The sequence below is a fragment of the Pseudomonas sp. G3-19 genome (genome assembly GCF_054855875.1).
The window spans coordinates 201805-224956 of the sequence record NZ_JBMPIQ010000003.1 but is presented as its reverse complement, the minus strand read 5'-3'; the positions used below and the strand labels follow the sequence as shown (position 1 = coordinate 224956).

At 61.6% G+C, this 23152-nt stretch carries 22 protein-coding genes and 3 pseudogenes; 11 read left to right on the top strand and 14 right to left on the bottom strand.

The features are described 5' to 3' along the window. Positions 1–11: 11 nt before the first annotated feature. Complete coding sequence (locus tag ACOYXI_RS01130) at positions 12–1034, top strand: purine-nucleoside phosphorylase (protein ID WP_461674157.1); 1023 nt, start codon at positions 12–14, stop codon at positions 1032–1034. Between the two features lie 120 nt (positions 1035–1154). Here ACOYXI_RS01130 and ACOYXI_RS01125 read toward each other — a convergent pair whose 3' ends face one another. The 3 genes from ACOYXI_RS01125 to ACOYXI_RS01115 form a co-directional block, all read right to left on the bottom strand. Next, a complete protein-coding gene (locus ACOYXI_RS01125) occupies positions 1155–2111 on the bottom strand; it encodes a quinone oxidoreductase family protein (protein ID WP_461674156.1) in 957 nt (318 codons plus the stop codon). A 29-nt stretch (positions 2112–2140) separates the two neighbouring features. Next, positions 2141–2314, bottom strand: a complete 174-nt coding sequence (locus tag ACOYXI_RS01120) for a DUF1427 family protein (protein WP_007969534.1) — start codon at positions 2312–2314, stop codon at positions 2141–2143. Positions 2315–2516: 202 nt separating this feature from the next. Further along, positions 2517–3293 carry an AraC family transcriptional regulator gene (locus tag ACOYXI_RS01115; protein ID WP_135295360.1) on the bottom strand — a complete coding sequence of 259 codons (777 nt, stop codon included), beginning with the start codon at positions 3291–3293 and terminating at the stop codon, positions 2517–2519. A 136-nt stretch (positions 3294–3429) separates the two neighbouring features. Between ACOYXI_RS01115 and ACOYXI_RS01110 the strand changes: the two genes are divergently transcribed. After that, positions 3430–3657: a DUF6555 family protein gene (locus ACOYXI_RS01110; RefSeq protein ID WP_027613849.1), complete on the top strand. Its 228-nt coding sequence runs from the start codon at positions 3430–3432 to the stop codon at positions 3655–3657. 40 nt (positions 3658–3697) lie between these two features. After that, positions 3698–3970 carry a hypothetical protein gene (locus ACOYXI_RS01105; RefSeq protein ID WP_098968039.1) on the top strand — a complete coding sequence of 91 codons (273 nt, stop codon included), beginning with the start codon at positions 3698–3700 and terminating at the stop codon, positions 3968–3970. A gap of 22 nt (positions 3971–3992) precedes the next feature. Here ACOYXI_RS01105 and ACOYXI_RS01100 read toward each other — a convergent pair whose 3' ends face one another. Further along, positions 3993–4160: a metallothionein gene (locus ACOYXI_RS01100; RefSeq protein WP_081730276.1), complete on the bottom strand. Its 168-nt coding sequence runs from the start codon at positions 4158–4160 to the stop codon at positions 3993–3995. A 984-nt stretch (positions 4161–5144) separates the two neighbouring features. Between ACOYXI_RS01100 and ACOYXI_RS01095 the strand changes: the two genes are divergently transcribed. Further along, positions 5145–6404: an IS256 family transposase gene (locus ACOYXI_RS01095; protein WP_134785609.1), complete on the top strand. Its 1260-nt coding sequence runs from the start codon at positions 5145–5147 to the stop codon at positions 6402–6404. Positions 6405–6521: 117 nt separating this feature from the next. Here the strand turns inward: ACOYXI_RS01095 and ACOYXI_RS01090 are convergent, their stop codons facing one another. Next, positions 6522–6977: a DMT family transporter gene (locus tag ACOYXI_RS01090; RefSeq protein ID WP_461674155.1), complete on the bottom strand. Its 456-nt coding sequence runs from the start codon at positions 6975–6977 to the stop codon at positions 6522–6524. 4 nt (positions 6978–6981) lie between these two features. After that, on the bottom strand, positions 6982–7467 hold the full coding sequence (locus ACOYXI_RS01085) for a DMT family transporter (RefSeq protein WP_223007403.1): 486 nt from the start codon (positions 7465–7467) through the stop codon (positions 6982–6984). Between the two features lie 113 nt (positions 7468–7580). Between ACOYXI_RS01085 and ACOYXI_RS01080 the strand changes: the two genes are divergently transcribed. After that, on the top strand, positions 7581–8516 hold the full coding sequence (locus tag ACOYXI_RS01080; protein WP_139055733.1) for a LysR family transcriptional regulator: 936 nt from the start codon (positions 7581–7583) through the stop codon (positions 8514–8516). 217 nt (positions 8517–8733) lie between these two features. Here ACOYXI_RS01080 and ACOYXI_RS01075 read toward each other — a convergent pair. The 3 genes and pseudogenes from ACOYXI_RS01075 to ACOYXI_RS01065 all read right to left on the bottom strand — a co-directional run. Beyond that, positions 8734–9327: pseudogene (locus ACOYXI_RS01075) on the bottom strand (methyl-accepting chemotaxis protein); the annotation flags it as partial. 312 nt (positions 9328–9639) lie between these two features. Further along, positions 9640–10416 (bottom strand): annotated as a pseudogene (locus ACOYXI_RS01070) (cache domain-containing protein); the annotation flags it as partial. Between the two features lie 193 nt (positions 10417–10609). Continuing rightward, positions 10610–11926 carry a Na+/H+ antiporter family protein gene (locus ACOYXI_RS01065; RefSeq protein WP_461674154.1) on the bottom strand — a complete coding sequence of 439 codons (1317 nt, stop codon included), beginning with the start codon at positions 11924–11926 and terminating at the stop codon, positions 10610–10612. A gap of 356 nt (positions 11927–12282) precedes the next feature. Here ACOYXI_RS01065 and ACOYXI_RS01060 point away from each other — a divergent pair. Together ACOYXI_RS01060 and ACOYXI_RS01055 are read left to right on the top strand one after the other, a co-directional pair. Then, a pseudogene (locus ACOYXI_RS01060) lies at positions 12283–13671 on the top strand (cache domain-containing protein); the annotation flags it as partial. 102 nt (positions 13672–13773) lie between these two features. Further along, positions 13774–14529, top strand: coding sequence for a methyl-accepting chemotaxis protein (locus ACOYXI_RS01055; protein WP_461675534.1), 756 nt, complete (start codon positions 13774–13776; stop codon positions 14527–14529). Between the two features lie 124 nt (positions 14530–14653). Here the strand turns inward: ACOYXI_RS01055 and ACOYXI_RS01050 are convergent, their stop codons facing one another. From ACOYXI_RS01050 to ACOYXI_RS01035, 4 genes are read right to left on the bottom strand one after another with little or no spacing between them, the layout of a single operon-like run. Continuing rightward, the gene (locus tag ACOYXI_RS01050; RefSeq protein ID WP_098968034.1) at positions 14654–15967 is read right to left on the bottom strand and encodes a sensor histidine kinase; all 1314 of its coding nucleotides are present in this window, start codon (positions 15965–15967) and stop codon (positions 14654–14656) included. Next, complete coding sequence (locus ACOYXI_RS01045) at positions 15964–16632, bottom strand: response regulator transcription factor (RefSeq protein ID WP_003223514.1); 669 nt, start codon at positions 16630–16632, stop codon at positions 15964–15966. Before ACOYXI_RS01045 ends, ACOYXI_RS01050 begins: the two co-directional genes overlap by 4 nt. A 3-nt stretch (positions 16633–16635) precedes the next feature. Then, positions 16636–16947, bottom strand: a complete 312-nt coding sequence (locus tag ACOYXI_RS01040; protein ID WP_210557541.1) for a PepSY domain-containing protein — start codon at positions 16945–16947, stop codon at positions 16636–16638. After that, on the bottom strand, positions 16947–17255 hold the full coding sequence (locus ACOYXI_RS01035) for a PepSY domain-containing protein (protein WP_027614000.1): 309 nt from the start codon (positions 17253–17255) through the stop codon (positions 16947–16949). The genes ACOYXI_RS01040 and ACOYXI_RS01035 overlap by 1 nt, the downstream gene beginning before the upstream one ends. 261 nt (positions 17256–17516) lie before the next feature. On the opposite strand from ACOYXI_RS01035, the gene ACOYXI_RS01030 reads away from it, so the two are divergent. The 4 genes from ACOYXI_RS01030 (at position 17517) to codA (ending at position 22029) form a co-directional block, all read left to right on the top strand. Then, positions 17517–18596 carry a patatin-like phospholipase family protein gene (locus tag ACOYXI_RS01030; protein WP_134785912.1) on the top strand — a complete coding sequence of 360 codons (1080 nt, stop codon included), beginning with the start codon at positions 17517–17519 and terminating at the stop codon, positions 18594–18596. Positions 18597–18691: 95 nt separating this feature from the next. After that, positions 18692–19048, top strand: coding sequence for a 6-carboxytetrahydropterin synthase QueD (gene queD / locus ACOYXI_RS01025; RefSeq protein WP_007915588.1), 357 nt, complete (start codon positions 18692–18694; stop codon positions 19046–19048). A 447-nt stretch (positions 19049–19495) separates the two neighbouring features. Beyond that, positions 19496–20767, top strand: coding sequence for a cytosine permease (gene codB / locus ACOYXI_RS01020; RefSeq protein WP_461674153.1), 1272 nt, complete (start codon positions 19496–19498; stop codon positions 20765–20767). Positions 20768–20781: 14 nt separating this feature from the next. Then, the gene (gene codA, locus ACOYXI_RS01015; protein WP_027614004.1) at positions 20782–22029 is read left to right on the top strand and encodes a cytosine deaminase; all 1248 of its coding nucleotides are present in this window, start codon (positions 20782–20784) and stop codon (positions 22027–22029) included. A 128-nt stretch (positions 22030–22157) separates the two neighbouring features. Here the strand turns inward: codA and ACOYXI_RS01010 are convergent, their stop codons facing one another. Then, on the bottom strand, positions 22158–23138 hold the full coding sequence (locus ACOYXI_RS01010; RefSeq protein WP_461674152.1) for a diaminopimelate epimerase: 981 nt from the start codon (positions 23136–23138) through the stop codon (positions 22158–22160). Between the last annotated feature and the right edge of the window lie 14 nt (positions 23139–23152).

Here is a 23152-nt window from a genome sequence, read left to right as displayed (position 1 = left end):
AGGAGATTCTCATGCAAGCAATGACGCGTCTGACCTTGGCCGCTGCGGCCCTGCTCTCTTCCACGGCGTGGGCGGCTGAAGCGCCGATCCAGCCGAAAGTCGTACTGATCACCATGTTCGCCCCCGAGGCACAGAACTGGATCGAGCGCCTGAATCTCAAGCAGGAAATCCGCGTACCGGGCCTGTCCGCCGAGTACCCGACCATCCGCTGCAACTCGCAACAGGTGTGCCTGTTGACCACCGGCATGGGCCAGACCAATGCCGCCGCCTCGACCTTGGCACTGGCGCTGTCGCCGAAATTCGATCTGCGCAAAAGCTACTTCCTGATCGCGGGTATCGCCGGCATCAGCCCGAAGCACGGGACCATCGGCACCGCCGCGTGGGCGCATTACCTGGTGGAATTCGGTACCCAATGGGAACTGGATTCGCGCGATGCGCCGGCGAGCTGGCCGACCGGCTACCTGGGCATTAACACCAAAGGCCCCAACGAAAAACCGCCGCTGGACTACAAGACCGAAGTCTTCGAACTCAACCCGACACTGCAGGCCAAAGCCTTCGCCCTAAGCCACAAGGTCGAACTGAGCGAGAGCAAGGAGTCGGCGGCGTGGCGCCGGAAATACCCGTCGGCCCCGGCCAATCAGCCGCCCGTGGTCACGCGCTGCGACACGCTGGCGGGCAACACCTGGTTCTCCGGTACACGCCTGAGCGAACGCGCCGAGGTCTGGACCAAATTGTTGACCGATAACCACGGCGAATACTGCACCACGCAACAGGAAGACAACTCCACCTACGAAGCGCTGCTGCGTGCCAGTCGCGAAGGTCTGGTGGATGTGCAGCGTCTGGCCGTGGTGCGTGCCGGCTCTGACTTTGATCGGCCGGCACCGGGCGGCAGTGAAGTGGATAATCTGCTGAAATACGCCGATCAGGGCGGGTTCGTGCCGGCGCTGGAAAACCTCTATCGCGCCGGCAACCCGCTGGTGCAGGACATTCTGAAACACTGGTCGGCGTGGGAAAACGGCGTTCCGCAATCCTGAGTACAACACGGTAAAAATGTGGGAGCGGGCTTGCTCGCGAATGCGGTGTATCAGCCAATACTTGCTTCGCTGACACACCGCTTTCGCGAGCAAGCCCGCTCCCACAGTTGTTTTGCGGTGTCAGGGAATCAGGATGACCTTGTCGCCACTGCCCTGATTCACCTGCGCGTAGCTGTCCACCCCCTCCGCCAATGGCACCTGCACCAACCACTGCGGCAACGGCAACAGATCCTCATCAAAGAACCGCCCAAACTGCTCGAGCATCGCCGCACAGGCTTGCACGCCGTACAGCAGCGAGTTGATCCCGACCACCGAACCGCCCTTGCGGTACAACACCAGCGCCGGCAACTGCACATGGCCGTCGACCGGTGCGGCGATGATCGCGATGCGGCCGAACGCTGCCAGTGCCGCCACCGAGGCCGGCAGCCAGAAGCCGGTGGTGTCGAAGATCACGTCAGCGCCACCGCTGTACACCGCGCTGACCTGCGCGCCGAGGTCTTCGGGTTTATCCAGCTGAATCGTCTGGAAGCCCTGCGCCTGCAACTCCTTGACCTGCTCCGGCCGCCGCGCTGCCGCGAGGATCTGCGCACCGCGCACCTTGGCCAACGCCAATGCCGCCGTGGCCACCGCGCCGCCACCGATCACCAGCAAACGGGTTTCAGCCGTCACCAAGCTACGCTCCAGCGCATCCCACGCCGTGGTGTACGGCACGCCGAGGCTGGCGGCCTGGGCGAAACTCAAGTGCGACGGTTTGTGCGCCACGCCATTGGCCGGCAGTTTGACGAACTGCGCGTGCGAGCCATCGGCGAAAAAGCCCAGTTCACGCCCGGTGCCCCAGACTTCCTGACCGAGCAACGCCTGCGGGCCTTCGACCACGACACCGGCAAAATCACGCCCGGGAATCCGTGGCAACGTGGTGTACGGAAATCGCCCGAGCACGTTCTTCACATCGCTGGGGTTCAGACCGGCCGCCTTGATCTCGACCAGCACTTCATCAGCGCCGGGCACCGGGGTCGGTACGTCGACGAAATGCAGGGAAGACAGATCGCCGGTTTTATCGAATTGCAGTGCTTTCATGAGGACATCCATCAAAGGGAAAAAGGAATTCAGGACAGCCAACCGGCGACCAGTTGCCGGCCCATCGGCCACAGCTGCTCACCCGCGAGCATGCCCAGCAGCCCCACCAGCGCGATGGCCGGTGGTGCCGGGGAACGAAAATCCAGCGCGCCATAGAGCAGGCCGACACCCAGACCGATGGCCAGCGAAATCAGATAGTTCATGAAGGAAACTCCGCCGCGTTGAAGGAATGGGCAGAGTCTAGGGAAAGATGGGCAGAGGCGTCGGCCAAGGACTTCTGAATTTCGGCCAATTCCCCGCGTTCACTGCCGTCCCCTGTGGGAGCGGGCTTGCTCGCGAAGGCGGCGGGTCAGTCACTTTATGCTTCACAGACAAACCGCTTTCGCGCTCCCACAGGGATTGCGTTCAGGTGGCCGTAAATTGCGAAGGCGCCACGCCCAGTTCGCGCCGGAACATGTCACTGAAACTGCTCGGCGAATATCCCAGCTCCCGAGCAATCGCACTCACTGGCACGCCCTGAATCAACTCGGCCACCGCCGTCGCCAGTTGCACCTGCCGCCGCCATTCGGCGAAGCCCATGCCCAGACTGTCCTTGAACAACCGCGCCAGCGTGCGCACACTCGCCCCGGCGTTTTCCGCGTGCTGTTCGAACGGAATGTCCAGCGACGGTGCCGCCATCACCGCCTGGCACAAATTCATCAGGCGCCGGTCGGAATCGTCCGGCAGCGGGATCTTCAATTGTGAGCGCCGGGCACGCTTGAGCTCCAGCAACGCCAGCCCGACCAAGGCGTCGTAATAAGCCGGCTCACCGCTGTCACCCTGCTCCACCAGCCCGACGATCAACTCACGCAACAGCCCACCGACCTCGATCACCTGCACCGTCGGATCCAGCGTTGCCGCCAGCACCGGGCGCAGGTAGATATTGCGCATTTGCAAGTCCGAGACCACGCGAATTCCATGCGGCACCCCGGGCGGCAACCACACCGCGCGCTGCGGCGGCACCACCAGTGCCTCATGCGGGGTTTCGACCCACATCACCCCGCTCATTGCATACAGCAACTGCCCCCAGACATGCTCGTGCGGCTCGATGAACAAACCACGCGGATAGGTACGCGCCAGCGGTTGCACCGGCACATCGGTATCCGTGAGATCGGGGGGTGCGGCGAGGGCCATGGCGAGCATTCATTGGGGTTGGCGGAAGGCGCATGGTAACCAGTCGGTCACAGCGTCGACAACGATAGATACCGTCGGACAATCCGAGTGAATTTTCCCGACGCGCCGCGATCCTTCTAATACCACAGGGAGGATTACGGGCTTTATGAACAACGCAAAACTGTTTGTCATCGATTACACCCTTCACGGCACGCCTAAGTCGTTCATTATCCGCTCGGACAGAATGGACAACGCCGAGGCGTGGCACTGGGCAAGCTGCGACGCCGGTGTGGGTCGCATCCCGCGTTTCGGCCGGGAAAAAGTGCAAAAGACCAGCAAACCGATGGCGGAGAAATTCGGCGTGGAAAACGTCACATGGCGACCGGCGAGCTAGACTCTCGTCAGGCGATGGGGACTCTTGGGGGGCGTACACAATGACCAGCATCTTCAGCCCGGCGCATCTGGATTACGGACTGGACACCCTGTTCGGACGTATCACCAAAAGCGTGGACTGTCGGGTGGGTCTTGAGGCTGTCGAAGACGACCCGTATAGCTTCGCCCTGCGTGTGCCGGCGCCGTTACCGGAAGACCTCGACCAGGCGAAAACCGTGGTGGTCAGGGTTGACGGGCGACGACTGCAAGGCACGGTGCGCCGTACCGAACGGCTGGATGATGAAAGCCTGAAACTGCAAGTGGAGCCTGATTAGGCTCCACTTTTTTTGCGCGCGGTTATTTGGGGTGGGCGCAATGGCAGCCTTTGCTTGAACACTCTTCACCGCCCTTGTGGTGGTGCGCGCAGGCTTCACAGCAATAGTGTTTGCCGTGCACGGCGTAGGCGTGGTCGCCTTCCTTGATCGTGCATTTGCAGTTGGGGCAGTCGCATTTTCTATCGGGCATGGGGGCAGACTCCTTTTTTTGGTGGTTGTCTGGGCTTTTGGGATAAGCCGTAAATACCAGTGTAGGAGCTGACGAAGGCTGCGATCTTTTGATTTTGCTTGGGTGCGATTTGGATACTTGGTTTTTGGGTGTATATCCGTTTTTTCGGGTGCTGCCGCTGGCGGTTTCGCTCTTACAGCGAGTCACCTTTTCCAAACGCCGAAAAGGTAACCCAAAAGGCTTTGCCCCGGCGTACGGCACTTCGCTTAGGCTCAGTGTTCCCTCGCTACGGTGTCCATCCGGGGGCATCGCCTCCGGTTTGCTTCGCTGCACCTCCTCTCGATGTATGCGGCTCCGCCGCATGGCGCTGCGCGCCTACCCCCCGGATGAACACCTTCGCTCGGCCTGCCGAAGGGGCAAAAGATCAAAAGCCAAAGCCACATCAAAAGCCGGATCAAGAGCCCCTCACCCTAGCCCTCTCCCGGAGGGAGAGGGAACTGATCGCGGTGTTTGGGAGAGGTGCGCCGACGTGAAACACCCAGTCGAACTCAGGTTCTGAAAGGCTCAAAAATCGGCTCCCTCTCCCTCGGGAGAGGGCTGGGCGGGCGGCGTTCCGATGAGGGGTAGATCCAACACAGAACACAAGCCGACCGCATGCTTTTCCACCACTCAACAGGATGAGCGCAAGCTCGGCTGCAGCTTTTGATCTTGATCCACGGGCGACGTCGGAAGGCTGAGTGGAGGGATTCATCCGGGGGTGGGAGCGCAGCGACCGTTTGGCGCAGCCAAACACAGCGAGAGGAGGTGCAGCGAAGCAAACCGGAGGCGCTGCGCCCGGATGGAGCCCGGAGCGAAGGGACCCCGAGCCCCAGCGAGCGGGCCGAACGTAGGAGCAAGCGTTTTTTTGCTTACTTTTTTTAGGCGTTTGTAAAAAAAGTGAGTCGCCGTAAGGGGGGAGTGTCATAAATTTTGTGTTCGGGCATAACATGTCGCAGAGGTGCATGTATGCCGACCAAAAAGAGACCGGCCCGAGAGGCCCAGCGTGACCTTCCTTCCATTCCCCAAGAGCTGATCGACCAGTTCGTCAGCGGCCCGATGAGTGCCGACGCTATTCAGGATGCCGCGATGGCGTTTAAGAAAGCGCTGATCGAGCGAGCCCTTGGCGCCGAGATGGGGCACCACCTTGGTTATCCTCAGGGCGCGGAGCGCCCTGAGGATTCGAGTAATCAGCGTAATGGCAGAAGCAGCAAGACCGTGCTGACCGAAGACGGCCCGTTGCGTCTGGATATTCCCAGAGACCGCGACGGCAGTTTCGCCCCGATCCTGATCCCCAAGCACGAGCGCCGTTTCACGGGTTTCGACGACAAAATCATCGCCATGTATGCCCGTGGCATGAGCGTTCGCGAGATTCGTGCTTTCCTCTCGGAACAGTACGGCACAGATGTCTCTCATGACTTCATCAGCTCCGTCACCGATGCGGTTCTGGAGGAAGTCAGTACCTGGCAGCAACGCCCGCTTGAGCCCATGTATCCGGTCATTTTCTTCGATGCTCTGCGGGTCAAGATCCGTGACGAAGGCGTGGTTCGCAATAAGGCCATCTACTTGGCTCTGGGCGTGCTGCCGGATGGGACCCGAGATATTTTGGGGATCTGGATCGAGAACACTGAAGGTGCCAAGTTCTGGATGAAGGTCTTCAATGACCTCAAAACCCGGGGCGTCGAAGACGTGCTGATCGCGGTAACTGACGGGCTCAAAGGTATGCCGGAGGCTTTGAGTGCGGTGTTTCCAGAGACAACGCTGCAGACATGCATCGTCCATTTGATCCGCAACAGCCTTGATTACGCGGCGTGGGACAAGCGCCGTGAACTGGCCAAGGCCCTTAAGCCGATTTATCAAGCTCTCAATGCCGATGTCGCCGAACAGGCTCTGGACGCCTTCGAAGCGGGGCCGTGGGGCAAGCAGTATCCGACGATAGCGGCGGCTTGGAGACGCGCCTGGGAGCGGGTTATCCCATTTTTCGTGTTCCCACCCGCGATACGCAAAGTGATCTACACCACCAACGCGATCGAAAGCATCAATTCGCAGTTACGCAAGATCATCAAGACAAGAGGCCACTTTCCAACCGATGAGGCGGCGACAAAACTGATCTGGCTGGCGCTGAAAAACATCACCGCCAACTGGGGCAGCGCCGCCCATGACTGGAAAAGCGCCATGAATCAGTTTGCGGTTTTATATGGAGACCGATTCATCAGGCCGAACTGGTGAAATGAAGGCCTGCCTGACGGCAGGCCATTACCGGCCCGCACACAAAAAATCTGACACTCTCCGTAAGGGCGGAACCCTAAGCCGCCGTTACCGCAGCAACGGATATACACCCAAGACTCAATCAGAACCCCGAACACTACTCCGATACATAAAAACCAAAGCCAACCCCAGACACACCATCGCCAACACCCGCGAGGACGAAAGCTCGATCGCCGGATTCCCCAACCAGCCAAAATTATCGATCAACATCCCCATCCCAAGTTGGCCAACAATCACCGCAACAGTCGCCACCGCCGCCCCCACAACAGGCACCGCGCCAACCATGACCATCATGTAAACCACGCCAAACAGCGCACCGCAGACCTGCCACTTCGGCACATCGAGCAAACTCACCGCATGCGCCGGCTCAAAAAACACAATCAACAACCCGGTGACCACCGCCCCGACGAAAAACGTCAGCAAACTGCTGCGCAACACCCCGACGCTTTCACCAAGGCGCCCATTGATCGCCGCCTGCACACTCAACACCGCGCCAGCCAACACCACCACTGCCAACAAAATAACCAGACTCATATTCTCAACCCCGCGCAATCAGAACCAGTGCCACCACTATCAACCCCAACGCCAGCCAGCGCTCGGCATTGACCTTCTTGCGCGTCGCGCCGAACCAGCCGAAATGGTCGATCAGCACACTCTTGCCGACCTGCCCGGACAGGATCGCGATCATCGTCATCGCGATCCCGATATGCGGCGTCGCCAGGGTCAGCACCACCACGTACATCGGCCCGAGAAAGCCGCCGATCAATTGCCAGCGCGGCAGATCGGTCAGCGCCGGGCCTTTCTGCGGGCCGGCGAACAACAGCAGCAAAAACAGAATCGCCGAACCCACGCCGAAGATGCTCAAGGTCGCCCACAGATGCCCGACCTGCTGCCCCAGCGGCCCCAGTAACCCGGCCTCCACCGACAGGCCCATGCCGGCCAGAATCACCAGCGGCAGCAACAACAGGCGCAACCACGACCGGGTCGCCGGCGCCGGCACACTCACTTCATCCAATGTCTGCATCATCCAAAACCCACGCAAGTAAACGATGGCGCGGATTATCGGCTGGCGTAGCTGTGCGATAAATGGGAGCATCCGGACAACACTTTTGCGCAACGCGCACAGCAGGACGATCCATGCACGGGCTGAACGAACTAGGATTCAAGGCGCTGAGGCTGTTTGTGGCGGTGCTCGACCACGGCAGTTTTTCCGAAGTCGCCCGCCGCGAGGGCGTGGCGCCCTCTTCGATTTCACGGCAGATCCAGTTGATGGAGCAGGCGCTGAACCAGCAATTGCTCTACCGCCACACCCGCGCCGTGACGCCGACCGAGGCCGGGCGCATGCTCGGCCACCATGCGCGGCTGGTGCTGGTGCAACTGGAAGAGGCCGAGCAGGCGTTGCAGGAACAGCAAAGCGAACCCACCGGGCTGGTGCGGATCAACGCGCCGGTGGTGTTCGGCCAACGGCATCTGACGCCGTGGCTCGGTCAGTTGTGCGCGCGCTATCCAAAGCTGCAACTGGACATCCAGCAGACTGACCATTACGTCGACCCGTTGCAGGAAGGCGCCGACCTGCTGTTTCGCATCGGCCCGATGCACGACTCGAGCATGCAGGCGCGGATTCTCGCGCCGCACCGCTTTCAGGTCGCGGCCAGCCCGACTTATCTGAAGCGCCACGGCACACCGCAACATCCCGACGAACTCGCGCAACACCAGTGCCTGGCCTACAAAGGTGCGACCGGTCAGCAACGCTGGTTTTTCCGTCAGGATCAGGACGACTGGACGCCTTACTCGGTCAAAGGCCCGATCACTGGCAACCACGCCGACACCCTCACCCAGGCCGCCGAACAAGGCTTGGGGCTGGTGATGTTTCCGTCCTGGTTGATTGGTGAAGCGGTGCGCGAAGGCACGCTGGTGCCGGTGTTGCGCGAGTATCAGGTGTCGAACAGCCTGGAGCCGCAGCAGATCGCAGTGCTGTGGCCGGGGAGTCGAAGGTTGTCGGTGAAGGTGCGGACGGTGATTGATTTCTTTGTTGAGTGCTTCGGCGAAGTGCCGTACTGGGACAGACCTTGAAGCTGAAAATCAAAAGCCCCTCACCCTAGCCCTCTCCCAGAGGGAGAGGGGACTGATCGGGGGATAGTCAAGAGATACGCTGACATGAGCGATCGGCTTTGAATCCATAATCGACTGGTTTTTTCAGGTCGATGTATGACGCGAGACGCTGCGGTCGGTTCCCTCTCCCCCCGGGAGAGGGCTAGGTTGAGGGCCCGCTTGAGGATTCACACAATTATCAGATGCGGAACTGGCCCACCAGCTTGCCCAATCGCTGGCCAAGATCTGCCAGGCTGCGCGAAGTCTGCGCGCCCAACTGGGTCTCATCCGCCACGCTGTCCACCGCCACCGCGATCTGATGCACGCTGCGGTTGATCTCTTCGGCCACCGCGGTTTGTTCCTCGGCTGCGCTGGCGATCTGCGCGTTCATCGAGTTGATCGTCGCGATCAGGTCAGCCATGGCATCCAGCGACGCCCCGGCCTGATTGGCCTGCGCCGAAGTGCCATCGCCCGCTTCACTGGAACGGCGCATCGCCTCGACCGCCGACTGCGTGCCGGCCTGCAGGCGATCGATCATGCCCTGAATTTCCTGAGTGCTGATCTGCGTGCGGCTGGCCAGTGCCCGCACTTCGTCCGCCACCACTGCAAAGCCGCGCCCGGCCTCCCCGGCGCGTGCCGCTTCAATCGCCGCGTTCAGCGCCAAGAGGTTGGTCTGCTCGGCAATCGAACGGATCACCCCAAGCACGCCGACAATCGACGACACGTCCTGCTGCAGGCTGTCGAGCGACACGCCGCTGCTGCGAATGTCATCCACCAGCGCATGAATCTGTTTGATGCTGCCGGCCACCACGCGTTTGGCGCTCTGGCCTTCTTCGTCGGTCTGCTGCGCGGCGACCGCAGCGTTCTGCGCGCTCTTGGCGACTTCCTGGGCAGCGGCGGACATCTCGTTGATCGCCGTGGCGACCTGATCGGTCTCGTGGCGCTGACGCTCCATCGCCTGATCGGAACGCTGGGCCTGATCCGACACCTGGGTCACCAGGCCGGTGAGTTGCGTGGTCATCTCGGTGATCTGCCGCACCAGACCGTGGATCTTGTCGACGAAGCGGTTGAACGAGCCGGCCAGTTCGCCGAGTTCGTCCTGGCTGGTGATGTTCAACCGGCGCGTGAGATCGCCCTCGCCCGCCGCGATGTCGTCGAGGTTGGCTTTCATCAGGTTCAACGGGCGCAGAATGGTGTTGGCCAGCAGCATCCCCGCGATGGCAATCACCAGCAGCACCAGCACCGCCACGCCGACGATGCTGAGGATCACGCCTTGCATGCGCTCCTGCACTTGCGCCTCGACCACTGCCACTTGCGCTTCAATGCCGTCGAGGCTGACCGAGGTACCGACCGCCATATCCCACTTCGCCAGGTACTCGGTGTAGCCGAGTTTCGGCACCAGCACGCTGGCATTGCCCGGCAGCGGCGAGCTGTATTGCAAATAGTGGGTGCCTTCCTTCGCCACTTTCACCAGGCCGAGGTTGACGTAGACGCCATTCGGGTCGCGGTTGTCCTTGAAGCTTTTGCCCACGCCTTCGGGGTCGTTGGCCTTGAACAGGCGCACGGTCTCGGAGTCGTAGCCGAAGAAGTAGCCGTCCTTGCCGTAGCGGATGCCCGACAGCAGCTTGATCGCCTGCGCCCGCGCCGCGTTGTCACCGGGGGCGGCCGCGTCGTACAGCGGTTTGATCGTGGTCATCGCCACGGCGACGTAACTTTGCAGGGTGGCCTTGGCATCGGCGAGCAGGCGCTCGCGGGTCTGTTCGACTTCGGTGTGCGCCTGTTGCTGGAGGATAAACAGCGTGGTCAGGCTGATGACCAGCGCAAAGAGCAGCACCGGCAGGACGGCAAGGGACAGGACTTTGGCCTTGAGACTCAAGCGCATTGGGGGGCTCACTCTTTTGGTTTTATTGGCGTGGTTAAAGGCGTTAACGGCACGCGAAAGCAAAAGTTGAGCGGGGGATTCACCGCATTCCCCTGTGGGAGCGGGCTTGCTCGCGAAGGCGTCGTGTCAGTCAACATTTATGTTTCTGATACACCGCTTTCGCGAGCAAGCCCGCTCCCACAGGTTTCAGCGTTTACAACACCATCGCGGCCACCCAGCCGAACGCCAGCAACGGCAGGTTGTAATGCAGGAAGGTCGGAACCACGGTGTCCCAGATGTGGTGATGCTGGCCGTCGATGTTCAGGCCGGAGGTCGGGCCGAGGGTCGAGTCCGAGGCGGGCGAACCGGCGTCACCCAAGGCCCCGGCGGTACCAACGATGCACACGATCGCTAGCGGACTGAAGCCCAGTTGCACGCACAGCGGCACGAAAATCGCCGCCAGAATCGGCACGGTGGAGAATGACGAACCGATGCCCATGGTCACCAGCAGCCCGACCAGCAACATCAACAGCGCGCCGATGCCCTTGCTGTGATTGATCCACGACGCCGACGATTCGACCAGGGTCTGCACTTCTCCGGTAGCCTTCATCACTTCGGCGAACCCGGACGCGGCGATCATGATGAAGCCGATCATCGCCATCATTTTCATGCCTTCGGTGAACAGGTCATCGGTGTCGCGCCACTTGACGATGCCGGACACCGAAAAGATCAGAAAACCGACCAGCGCCCCGATAATCATCGAGTCCAGCAGCAGTTGCACAATGAACGCCGCCGCAATCGCCACACCGGCGATCATCAGGCTCAGCGGGTTGTACTGCACCGCCACTTGCTCGACCTGTTCGATCTTCGCCAGGTCGTACACGCGTTTCTTGCGGTAGCTGATGAACGCCATCGCCAGGCCGAACACCATGCCCAGCGCCGGAATGCCCATGGCGTGGGTGACGTTGATGCCACTGATGTCGACGCCACTGCGCGCGACGTTGGCCAGCAGGATTTCGTTGAGGAAGATGTTACCGAAGCCTAGCGGCAGGAACATGTACGGGGTGATCAGGCCGAAGGTCATGACGCAGGCGATCAACCGGCGATCCAGCTGCAACTTGGTCAGCACATATAACAGTGGCGGCACCAGCAGCGGAATGAACGCAATGTGGATCGGCAGGATGTTCTGCGAGGCAATCGCCACCACCCACAGCAGACCGATCAGCAGCCACTTGACGCTGCCGCCGCCGGTCGAATGCTGGCGGTCAACCATCGCCAGGGCCTTGTCGGCCAGCGCATGGGCCAGGCCGGACTTGGCAATCGCCACGGCGAAAGCGCCGAGCAATGCGTAGGACAACGCCACCGTCGCCCCGCCACCCAGGCCGCTGTTGAACGCCTTGAGCGTGGCGTCGATGCCCAGACCACCGGTCAGGCCACCAACCAGCGCACCGACGATCAGGGCGATCACCACGTGCACACGGGACAGGCTGAGGATCAGCATGACGCCGACCGCAGCAATCACTGCATTCATTTCACTACCTCAAAAACACTGCGATGAAATCATCACCGCCAGACAGGATGAGTCCGCCAACGGTTAACCGGCGGATTTGCAAAGAGGGTCTTATTAGAAGGGCGCGCACTGTGCCGCAGAGTGGCGGCGGTGTCAAAGCGAGCGGCTGAACTGAAATGTAGCTGGCAATGGAGAACCCTGCGGTAAGGAGATCAATGTAACGGGCAATGGAGGACCCTGTGGCGAGGGGATTTATCCCCGATCGGCTGCGCAGCAGTCGCCAAACCTGAATATGCAATTTCTCTGAACGATTGTGAGGGCGGCTTCGCCCCCCCATCGGGGATAAATCCCCTCACCACAGGTATCTGATCGCCAGCATGCGGCAATTGGTCATATTGCGCTTGAACAATAAAGAAAGCCGAAACGCGGCCGTTACAGTGCAAAGTCTCAGATATTTATCGAATAAGGACGTCTCCATGTCGCTCAGACAACTTTCCATTCAATGGAAAATCACCCTGCTCGCCGGCCTGTGCCTGGCGGGCATCGTGACCCTGCTGGTGGGTCTTTCGCTGTACCGCATGGAGCACAGCTCCGAGCTGGTGAAGGCTTCGAGCATGGAGATGCTGACCGAGTCAGCCCAGGCGCGCATTGAATCGCAAGGTGAGGTGCAGGCTGCCGGCATTCGCCAGCAGTTCATGGATGCCTATCAGTACGGCCACGGCTTCTCGCGGCAGGTGCTGTTCCTGCGCGAACAGGCCGAGAAGCGCTTCCTCGATGCCTTCGACCTGCGCGAAGACATGACCCGTCAGGTCAAGTCCGCGCTGCAAGCCAACCCGGATCTGCTCGGTCTGTCGCTGGTGTTCGAAGCCAACGCCTTGGATGGCAAGGATGAACTGTTCGCCGGTCAGGCCGAACTGGGCAGCAACGACAAGGGCCGCTTCGCCCTGTACTGGTCGCAGCCGACTCCCGGCAAAGTCACCTCGATGGCCCTGCCGGAAAGCGACATGGCCGACACCAGCACCGGCCCCAGCGGTCAGGCCGCCAACGCCTGGTTCACCTGCCCGCGCACCACGCTCAAACCGTGCGTGATCGAACCGTACTTCTATGTGATCGACGGCCAGAACGTGCTGATGACCAGCATCGTCTTCCCGCTGATGGTCAACGGCAAAGTCATCGCCTCGCTGTCGGTGGACATCAATCTCAACAGCCTGCAGGCGATCAGCCAGGGCGCGAGCAAAAAACTCTACGACGGCCAGACCGCCGTGAGCATCATCAGCCCCACCGGCCTGCTCGCCGGCTACAGCCCGGACGCCAGCAAACTGAGCAAGCGCCTGGATGCCGTGGATACCGTCAGCGGCGCTGAATTGCTGCGTCAACTCGCCGCCAGCAGCAGCGTCAGCAGCCTGCACAGCAACGGCCAGTTGAAAGTGCTGTCGCCGTTCCAGCCGATCCCCGGCGGGCCGTCGTGGGGCGTGTTGCTCGACGTGCCGGAAAAGGTGCTGGTCAGCCGCGCCGAAGCGCTCAAGCAGCAACTGGATGCGAGCAACAACTCCGGCACCCTGATCGAGCTGAGCCTCGGCGTGCTGGCGGCATTGGTCGGCCTGCTGCTGGTGTGGCTGATGGCGCGCAGCGTGACCAAACCGATCCTCGGCGTGGCCAACATGCTCGAAGACATCGCCAGTGGCGAAGGTGATCTGACCCGCCGTCTGGCCTACGACAAGCAGGATGAACTCGGTCAACTGGCTGGCTGGTTCAACAAGTTCCTCGACAAGTTGCAGCCGATCATCGCCGAGGTGAAGCACTCGGTGCAGGATGCGCGCAACACCGCCGACCAGTCCTCGGCCATCGCCACCCAGACCAGCGCCGGCATGGAGCAGCAATACCGTCAGGTCGATCAGGTCGCCACTGCCTCCCACGAAATGAGCGCCACCGCGCAGGACGTTGCACGCAGCGCCGCGCAAGCCGCTGAAGCAGCCAAGGACGCCGACCGCGCCACCCGTCAGGGCCTGACCGTGATCGACCGCACCACCGCGAGCATCGACGCCCTCGCCGCCGACATGAACGCGGCGATGGTCCAGGTCGAAGGCCTGGCCGCCAACAGCGAGAAGATCGGCACCGTGCTGGAAACCATCCGCGCCATCGCCGAACAGACCAACCTGCTGGCGCTCAACGCGGCGATCGAGGCCGCTCGCGCCGGTGAAGCCGGGCGTGGTTTTGCCGTGGTCGCCGACGAAGTGCGCAACCTCGCCCGTCGCACCCAAGAGTCGGTGGAAGAAACCCGTCAGGTCATCGAGCAATTGCAGACCGGCACCCAGGATGTGGTCGGGTCGATGGGCAGCAGCCATCGTCAGGCGCAGGGCAGTGTCGAACAGGTCGGGCAAGCGGTGACCGCACTGCGCCAGATCGGCGATGCAGTGACGGTGATCAGCGACATGAACCTGCAGATCGCCAGCGCGGCGGAAGAACAGAGCGCGGTGGCCGAGGAGATCAACAACAACGTGGCGACCATTCGTGACGTGACCGAATCGCTGTCCGGACAGGCCAATGAGTCGGCGCGGGTGAGCCAGTCGCTGAACAGCCTGGCGAATCAGCAGCAGAGTCTGATGGATCAGTTCCGGGTCTGAAAACCATCACCGTCCCTGTAGGAGTGAGCCTGCTCGCGATAGCGGTTTGTCAGACACATTGATTTCGAATGTATCGGCGCAATCGCGAGCAGGCTCACTCCTACAGTTCTTTGGCAGGCAGGGGTTAGCGTTTAGGCAACTCGATCACCACCTTCAGCCCGCCCCACTCACTCTCGCCCAGCACCAGCAACCCGCCCCACGTCTCGACAATATCGCGCACAATCCCCAGCCCCAGACCATGCCCGTCAGTCTGCTCGTCGAGCCGCGTGCCACGACTGAACACCTGAGTGCGTTGCTCCTCAGGAATCCCTGGCCCGTCATCTTCAACGCTCAGGGCGTAGCCATCTGTTCTTTCGATCACACTCAGACGCACCTCGGCGTCCGCCCATTTGCAGGCGTTGTCCAGCAAGTTGCCGAGCAGTTCCAGCAAGTCCTCGCGGTCCCACGGCAGTTGCAGCCCCGGCGGCGCGACGTAACTCAACGCCAGATGCTCGCCGTGGATCATGTTCAGCGTTGCCAGCAATCCCGGCAGTTCCGCGTCACAATCAAACAGCGCGCCGGGCAGCGCATCACCTGACAACCGCGCGCGATTAAGCTCGCGATTGAGCCGCTGTTGCACCTGCTCCAACTGTTCCTTGAGGATCTTGCGCAGCTCCGGGTGGGCATCGAGTTTTTCGCTCGACGCCAGACTCAAAAGCACCGCCAACGGCGTCTTCAGCGCATGTCCCAGATTGCCCAGCGCATTGCGTGAACGCTTGAGGCTGTCCTCGGTGTGCGCCAGCAGATGGTTGATCTGCGCCACCAGCGGCTCCAGCTCGACCGGCACCTGATCGTCCAGTTGCGAGCGCTGGCCCTGCTGCAACTGGGCGATCTGCTCGCGCGCCCGTTCCAGCGGCTTCAACGCGCGGCGCACCGTCAGCCGTTGCAGCAGCAGAATCAGCAGCAAACCGGCCAGGCCCAGCCCGAGGCCGATCTGGCGCATGCGCTGGAAACTCTCGCGCACCGGGGTGTAATCCTGGGCGACGCTGATCGAGATCGACTGCCCCAGACGTCGATAGTCCGAGCGCAATACCAGCAACTGCTGACCGTCCGGGCCCAGTTGCAGGTTGCTGTGCAAACCCGGGTGCTCCAGCAGCGGCAGATCCTGATCCCACAGCGAACGCGAGCGCCAGTGGCTGTCGGCAAAATCGATGCGGAAGTAATGCCCGGAAAACGGTCGCTGATAGGCCGGCGACAGATGCCGCTCATCCAGTTGCAAACCTTGCGGGCCACGCACCAGCGCGACCAGCAGGCTTTCGCTGTCGTTGCGCAGACCGGCCTCGAGATAACGCTGCAACCCGACTTCGAACAACCACAGACTGGTTTGCGCCAGCACCAGACCGACGATCACCATCACACTGATCAAGCCCAGGCTCAAACGGCGCTGGATCGACCTCACGAAGCTTGCCCGCCGAACAGGTAACCCTGGCCGCGACGGGTTTCGATCACCGCTTTACCCAGCTTGCGCCGCAGGTGGTTGACGTGAACTTCGAGGACGTTGGAATCGCGCTCGGTTTCGCCGTCGTAGAGGTGCTCGGCGAGGTGGGTTTTCGACAGGATCTGTTCCGGGTGCAGCATGAAATAACGCAGCAGACGGAATTCGGCGGCAGTCAGCTGAATCTCGCTGCCGTCGCGGATCACGCACTGGCGACCTTCATCCAGATGCAGGCCGGCCGCCTTGAGCGTTGGCTGATTGGCCTGGCCCTTGGAGCGGCGCAGCAACGACTGCACCCGCAAATGCAGCTCTTCGGGATGAAACGGTTTGGTCAGGTAATCGTCGGCGCCGGCCTTCAGGCCTTCGATGCGCTCGGCCCAGGAATCGCGGGCGGTGAGGATCAGCACCGGGGTCGACAGGCCACCGGCACGCCATTGCGCCAGCACCTCCAGCCCGGGAACGCCGGGCAGGCCGAGGTCGAGAATGATCAGGTCATAGGGCTCGCTGCTACCCTGATAAACCGCATCACGCCCGTCCGCCAGCCAGTCCACCGCGTAGCCTTGGCGCTGCAGGCCGGCGATCAGTTCGTCGGCGAGCGGCACGTGGTCTTCCACCAGAAGCAAACGCATCGGTCAATCTTCCTTGTCTTTGAGTAATTCGCCGCTGTCGGCCTTCAGGTGCAGCTCGCGCGCCACGCCCTCGACCGTCAGCAACTCGACTTCATAAACATAAACGTCGTGCTTTTCCTCCAGCTCGACCTCCAGCAGTTTGGCCCCCGGATAGCGATCCAGCGCCTGTTGCAGCACCTGCTCCAGCGGCAGGATCACGCCCTGCTGACGCAGCTTCAGCGCCTCGTCCTGATCGAGGTCGCGGGCCATCGCCGCCGAGCAAACAATCACAAGCGCCAACGCCGTGCGGCTGGTGGCGCGAACATTAACCTTCATTACGTATCCTGATGATCCTTGAGAACCTGCCCAGTGACCGCGTCTAATTCCAGATCCCACTCCAGCCCTTGCGGATCACGCATTTCGACCTGGTAGACGTACTTGCCGTACTCCTCTTCCAGCTCGGTTTCGGTGATGGTCGAGCCCGGGTGTCTGGCCAGCGCCGTGGCGTTGAGCTTCTCGAAGGAGACGATAGTACCAGCGTCGCGCAGGCGCAGGGCTTCATCGGGGCCAAGATCGCGGGCGTGGGCGAGGCTGGCGGTCAGGCCGATGATCGAGGCAATGGACAGGGCAGTCAGGGTTTTCATGGGTGTCTCCGTGTTTTTATGTGCAGCTACGGTCGGCACCATAGCGGTGCGAACTTAACTGAAACTGAATTGCCATCATTGCCCCTGACACCAACCTCATTTGCAGATTCATGCAAAACCCTGTGGGAGCGGGCTTGCTCGCGAATGCGGTGGGTCAGCAGTAATGATGGCGACTGATACACCGCTTTCGCGAGCAAGCCCGCTCCCACAGGGTCAAGTAGTGCGCCTATAATCCAAAGCTTGCTAACGATCGAGACCGGTATGACAGCCATCCACATCAAGTTCCCTGCCCTTACCCTCAAGGCCGGCCCACGGGCCATGGCGCGCATTCGTGCCCAAGGCCTGAACGCCGCTGACGTCGGCACCCTGCCCGGTGCGGCCGGCGGGCCGAAGGCATTGGGGATTCAAGGGCTGGATCTGGCGTTGTTCGGTGAGTGGCTGCCGAGCGCGCCGCGTGAGCGCTCGCTGATCGGCGCGTCGGTCGGTTCCTGGCGCTTCGCCAGCGCCTGTCTGCCGGACGCCGCTGAAGGCATCCGCCGCCTCGGTCAGTTGTACGCCGAGCAGAACTTCAACAAAGGCGTGACCATGGCCGAGATCAGCCAGAGCTCGCAGCGCATGCTCAATGACCTGCTCGACGGCCGCGACGCCAGCATCCTCAACAACGCCGACTACCGCCTGAACATCATGGTGGTGAAAAGCCACGGACGCCTGGCCGACGATCATCGTGGCCGCCTCGGTCTGGCGCTGGGCTCGGTGATTGCCGATAACCTGCGCGGTCGCGCGCGGCTGTCGCGGCACTTCGAACGCCTGATCATTCACGACCCGCGCCTTGCCCCGCCGTTGAATGCGCTGAATGACTTTCCGTCGCGCTTCGTCGCCCTCGACGCCGGCAATCTGCGCCAGGCGCTGCTGGCCTCGGGATCGATCCCGATGGTCATGGAAGGCGTGCGCGACCTGCCGGGCGCCGGTACCGGCACGTTCCGCGACGGCGGGCTGCTCGACTATCACCTCGACCTGCCCTACAGCGGCGACGGCATCGTGCTCTATCCGCACTTCACCGACCGGGTGATTCCCGGCTGGTTCGACAAGACCCTGCCGTGGCGCCGTGCCTCGGTGGAGCGCTTGCAGGACGTGCTGTTGCTCGCACCATCGAAGGAATATCTGGCGCGCCTGCCCTACGGCAAACTTCCCGACCGTAACGACTTCAAGCGCTTCATGGGCGATGCGCCGAGTCGGCAGAAATACTGGCACGCGGCGATGGACGAAAGCCGCCGTCTCGGCGACGAGTTTCTCGAACTGGCGGCCAACGGTCGCCTCGCCGAACGCTTGCTGACCCTTTAGTCAGTGTTTTCCCGCATCGCCAAACACAAGCTGGTAAACTCGCCGCCTGCCCGAATCGCTGCGGCGAACGCCACCTGAACAGAGCCGAAAATACTGTGGAAATTTTCAAAGAGTTTACTTTCGAATCCGCCCACCGCCTGCCGCACGTACCGGACGGCCACAAGTGCGGGCGCCTGCACGGTCACTCGTTCAAGGTGGCGCTGCACCTGAGCGGCGACCTCGATCCGCACACCGGCTGGATCCGCGATTTCTCCGAGATCAAGGCGATTTTCAAGCCGCTGTACGAGCGTCTGGACCACAACTACCTGAACGACATTCCCGGCCTGGAAAACCCGACCAGCGAAGTCCTGGCCAAATTCATCTGGAATGAAATGAAGCCCCTGCTGCCGGAACTCAGCGCGATCCGCATTCACGAGACCTGCACCAGCGGTTGCATCTATCGCGGTGAATGATCCAACACAATCCCCCCTGTAGGAGTGAGCCTGCTCGCGATAGCGGTTTGTCAGACACATTGATTTCAGATGTGCCGATGCCATCGCGAGCAGGCTCACTCCTACAAAGGATTGATGTTTTGTCAGGAAAATAGAGAACAGCCCCCGAGGCTGTTTTTTTATGCCTGTGCTTTTTGGCTTACCGCGACATCCCCGACATCTGCCCCCCACACAGTTCAAAATTGTGGGAGCGGGCTTGCTCGCGAAAGCCGTGTATCAGTCGCCATCTGCATTGGCTGACCGGGCGCATCCGCGAGCAAGCCCGCTCCCACATTGGGCCTGTATGTGTTCTGGTGCACTGCTTTCGCGCCGAAATCCCTGACTCGGCTATACATAATCCGCATAACGGTCTTTGGCACGACCACTGCAACTTGCTTCGCGTCTCCCCAATCCAGCAAGGAACGCCCCATGACGCAGAACGATCCCGGCAACGACTACCCCCTCAGCGAAGTCCCGATGCATGCGCGAAAAGGCCTGGCCTCGACCGCCATGGTGTTGCTTGGTTTCACGTTTTTCACCGCAACCATGTTCGCCGGCGGCAAGCTCGGAGTGGCGTTCAGTTTTGGCGAGATGATGGCGGTGATCATCGTCGGCAACCTGCTGCTCGGTCTGTATGCGGCAGGCCTCAGTTATATCGCCTTCAAGAGCGGGCTTAATTCGGTGCTGATGGGGCGGTTCTGTTTTGGCGAAGTCGGCAGCAAGCTCAGCGACCTGATCCTCGGTTTCACCCAGATCGGCTGGTACGCCTGGGGCACTGCGACCGCCGCCGTGGTGCTCGGCAAATACTTCGATCTGGGGCAAGGCACAGTGCTCGGCTTGATGGTGCTGTTCGGCCTGGTGTTCTGCGCCACGGCGTATATCGGTTATCGCGGCCTGGAGATCCTGTCGTACATCGCGGTGCCGGCGATGATGTTGCTGCTGATGCTGTCGATGTGGGTCGCGACGGTAAAAGTCGGTGGCCTCGAAGGTTTGCTCAGCGTGGTGCCGACGAGTTCGCTGGACTGGTCGACCGCGATCACGCTGGTGTTCGGCACCTTTGTCAGCGGCGCGACCCAGGCCACCAACTGGACACGCTTCTCGCGCTCGGCACGGGTTGCCGTGCTGGCGAGCCTGATCGGATTTTTCATCGGCAATGGCTTGATGGTGCTGATCGGTGCCTACGGCGCGATCGTCTATCAGCAGCCCGACGTGGTTGAAGTGTTGCTGCTGCAAGGTTTCGCCATGGCCGCAATGGCCATGCTGCTACTGAATATCTGGAGCACCCAGGACAACACCATCTACAACTTCGCCGTCGCCGGCTGCAACCTGCTGCGCACCGGCCGACGCAAAACCGTGACCCTGGCCGGCGCGGTAATCGGCACCCTGCTCGCCCTGCTGGGCATGTACGACATGCTGGTGCCGTACCTGATTCTGCTGGGCACGGTGATTCCGCCGATTGGCGGGGTGATCATGGCCGACTTTTTCTTCCGCTGGCGCGGGCGCTATCCGCGGCTGGCCGACGCACGGCTGCCGGCGTTCAACTGGCCGGGGCTGGGGGCTTACGCGGTCGGCACGCTCGCCGCGTTCCATTCGCCCTGGGTCGCACCGCTGGTAGGGATTGCCGCCGCCGCGCTAACGTATGTCATCGTCACCGGCCTGCTCGGCGCCCGTCGCGCCAGTGCGCCACTACCAGACCTATAAGAAGGATTCGCCTGATGCACATCATCAACGCCCGACTGCGCAACCAGGACGGTTTGCACGAATTGCACCTGGAAGACGGCCTGATCCGCAGCATCGGCCGCCAGACCGAAGCCCCGACCCTCAACCCCGGCGACCTCGACGCCGGCGGCAATCTGGTGGTGCCGCCCTTCGTCGAGCCGCACATCCACCTCGACGCCACGCTGACCGCTGGCGAGCCGCGCTGGAACATGAGCGGCACGCTGTTCGAGGGCATCGAGTGCTGGGGTGAGCGCAAAGTCACCATCACCGAAGAAGACACCAAGACCCGCGCGAAAAAGACCATCCAGGCCCTGGCCGCACACGGCATCCAGCACGTGCGCACCCACGTCGACGTCACCGATCCGCAACTCACCGCGCTCAAGGCGATGCTCGAAGTCCGCGAAGAATCCCGGCACCTGATCGATCTGCAAATCGTCGCGTTCCCGCAGGAAGGCATCGAGTCGTTCCGCAACGGTCGCGAGCTGATGGAAGAAGCGATTCGCATGGGCGCCGATGTGGTCGGCGGCATTCCGCATTTCGAGTACACCCGTGATCAGGGTGTCAGTTCGGTGAAGTTTCTGATGGACCTGGCCGAGCGCACCGGGTGCCTGGTCGATGTGCATTGCGACGAGACTGACGACCCGCACTCGCGCTTTCTTGAGGTGCTCGCCGAAGAGGCGCGCAGCCGCGACATGGGCGCGCGGGTCACCGCCAGCCACACCACGGCGATGGGTTCTTACGACAACGCTTACTGCGCCAAACTGTTCCGCCTGCTCGGGCATTCCGGGATCAGTTTCGTCTCGTGCCCGACCGAAAGCATTCACCTGCAGGGGCGCTTCGACAACTTTCCGAAACGCCGTGGCGTGACCCGCGTGAATGAATTGCTTGAAGCCGGGATGAACGTGTGTTTTGGCCAGGATTCGATCGTCGATCCTTGGTATCCGCTAGGCAACGGCAACATCCTGCGGGTGCTGGAAGCCGGGTTGCACATCTGCCACATGCTCGGTTACCGCAACCTGCAGAACGCGCTGGATCTGGTCACCGACAACAGCGCCAAGGCCATGCACCTGGGCGAGCGTTATGGCCTGGTAGAGGGGCGCCCGGCGAACCTGCTGATTCTGTCGGCGGACAGCGACTACGAAGTGATCCGCAGCCAGGGCCTGCCGCTGTATTCGATTCGTGGCGGCAAGGTGCTGATGCAGCGGCAGATGCCGGTGGTGGCGTTCAGCAGCGGACAAATCTGAAACTTTTGTCAGGCTGATGGCCTCATCGCTGGCAAGCCAGCTCCCACAGTATCCAGCAGTGAACGCGTGATTTGTGTTCACCACATAACTCTGTGGGAGCTGGCTTGCCAGCGAAGGCGATTGCCGCTTCAGTCGATCAATCGAGCCGTACCAAACAGCCTGACCCGCACCAATTCGCCCTGCTCTTCTTCGAGCAACACCGGCGCCGTCCCGCCCGGCATGACGACGTGCACTTCGCCGCTCGCCACCCAACCCACCGCCCATGCTGCGCAGGCCACCGCACTGGCACTGGTGCCGGAAGACGCCGTCGGCCCTTCGCCACGCTCGAATACTCGGGCGACGATGCGCTGCGCGGACTCAAGCGCGGCCCATTGCAGATTGATGCCCGCCGGGCATGGCTGGCCGGCGCCGGTCGGCATCGCGTAGGCGATTCGGGTCAGGCCTTCAGCCCAGGGCGATTCGCGCATTTGCGGGTTGCTCGGCAACACGGCAACGTCGGTGAGCAAGGTCACGCAATGCGGATTGCCGATGCGCACGAACTGGCTGTGCTGCCACGCGGGATCGAGCTGCGCCAAGGGTTTTACATGGCTCACTTCATGACCATTGAATTCGCGGTTTTCAACATTCCGGGCGGTCACCGCTGAAGGCCCGAAGCCCGGTTGACCGAGATCCAGCCAGAAGCCGTGAACGCCTTCGACTGCAGCTGGTTTCACCGAAGTTTCCACGGCGTCGCCCTTGTCGTGATGCACCTTCAGCAACGCGCCTTCTTCCCGCATCAGCCCCTGCTCAAGCAACGCTTGGGAAAAGATCGTCAGACCGTTGCCACTGCGCTCGGCCAAGGTGCCGTCGGTGTTGACGATCAGCACGTCGAACGGCGCTGCCGACTGAAACGGGCCGATCAGCAGGCCATCGCTGCGATGGGATTTGCTCCCCGCCGGACGCTGCCCCTCAGGCCAATCGCAGCACAGCGCAATGGCTGCCTGACTCCATGCCTGTCTCGACAAGGCACACTGCGCGGCACCGACAGGCAAATCGATCCCCGCCTCACGAAGTGCCTGAGGCGAAACCACCCCGTAGATATTGCCCCGTGCATCGTAAAACTGCGTCATCACTAGCCTCACTC

What these genes read in the sequence shown, in the direction of transcription:
- ACOYXI_RS01130 (WP_461674157.1), top strand. Translation starts at nt 12, where the DNA reads ATGCAAGCAATGACGCGTCTGACCTTGGCCGCTGCGGCCCTGCTCTCT.
- ACOYXI_RS01125 (WP_461674156.1), bottom strand. Translation starts at nt 2,111, where the DNA reads ATGAAAGCACTGCAATTCGATAAAACCGGCGATCTGTCTTCCCTGCAT.
- ACOYXI_RS01120 (WP_007969534.1), bottom strand. Translation starts at nt 2,314, where the DNA reads ATGAACTATCTGATTTCGCTGGCCATCGGTCTGGGTGTCGGCCTGCTC.
- ACOYXI_RS01115 (WP_135295360.1), bottom strand. Translation starts at nt 3,293, where the DNA reads ATGCTCGCCATGGCCCTCGCCGCACCCCCCGATCTCACGGATACCGAT.
- ACOYXI_RS01110 (WP_027613849.1), top strand. Translation starts at nt 3,430, where the DNA reads ATGAACAACGCAAAACTGTTTGTCATCGATTACACCCTTCACGGCACG.
- ACOYXI_RS01105 (WP_098968039.1), top strand. Translation starts at nt 3,698, where the DNA reads ATGACCAGCATCTTCAGCCCGGCGCATCTGGATTACGGACTGGACACC.
- ACOYXI_RS01100 (WP_081730276.1), bottom strand. Translation starts at nt 4,160, where the DNA reads ATGCCCGATAGAAAATGCGACTGCCCCAACTGCAAATGCACGATCAAG.
- ACOYXI_RS01095 (WP_134785609.1), top strand. Translation starts at nt 5,145, where the DNA reads ATGCCGACCAAAAAGAGACCGGCCCGAGAGGCCCAGCGTGACCTTCCT.
- ACOYXI_RS01090 (WP_461674155.1), bottom strand. Translation starts at nt 6,977, where the DNA reads ATGAGTCTGGTTATTTTGTTGGCAGTGGTGGTGTTGGCTGGCGCGGTG.
- ACOYXI_RS01085 (WP_223007403.1), bottom strand. Translation starts at nt 7,467, where the DNA reads ATGCAGACATTGGATGAAGTGAGTGTGCCGGCGCCGGCGACCCGGTCG.
- ACOYXI_RS01080 (WP_139055733.1), top strand. Translation starts at nt 7,581, where the DNA reads ATGCACGGGCTGAACGAACTAGGATTCAAGGCGCTGAGGCTGTTTGTG.
- ACOYXI_RS01065 (WP_461674154.1), bottom strand. Translation starts at nt 11,926, where the DNA reads ATGAATGCAGTGATTGCTGCGGTCGGCGTCATGCTGATCCTCAGCCTG.
- ACOYXI_RS01055 (WP_461675534.1), top strand. Translation starts at nt 13,774, where the DNA reads ATGGAGCAGCAATACCGTCAGGTCGATCAGGTCGCCACTGCCTCCCAC.
- ACOYXI_RS01045 (WP_003223514.1), bottom strand. Translation starts at nt 16,632, where the DNA reads ATGCGTTTGCTTCTGGTGGAAGACCACGTGCCGCTCGCCGACGAACTG.
- ACOYXI_RS01040 (WP_210557541.1), bottom strand. Translation starts at nt 16,947, where the DNA reads ATGAAGGTTAATGTTCGCGCCACCAGCCGCACGGCGTTGGCGCTTGTG.
- ACOYXI_RS01035 (WP_027614000.1), bottom strand. Translation starts at nt 17,255, where the DNA reads ATGAAAACCCTGACTGCCCTGTCCATTGCCTCGATCATCGGCCTGACC.
- ACOYXI_RS01030 (WP_134785912.1), top strand. Translation starts at nt 17,517, where the DNA reads ATGACAGCCATCCACATCAAGTTCCCTGCCCTTACCCTCAAGGCCGGC.
- codB (WP_461674153.1), top strand. Translation starts at nt 19,496, where the DNA reads ATGACGCAGAACGATCCCGGCAACGACTACCCCCTCAGCGAAGTCCCG.
- codA (WP_027614004.1), top strand. Translation starts at nt 20,782, where the DNA reads ATGCACATCATCAACGCCCGACTGCGCAACCAGGACGGTTTGCACGAA.
- ACOYXI_RS01010 (WP_461674152.1), bottom strand. Translation starts at nt 23,138, where the DNA reads ATGACGCAGTTTTACGATGCACGGGGCAATATCTACGGGGTGGTTTCG.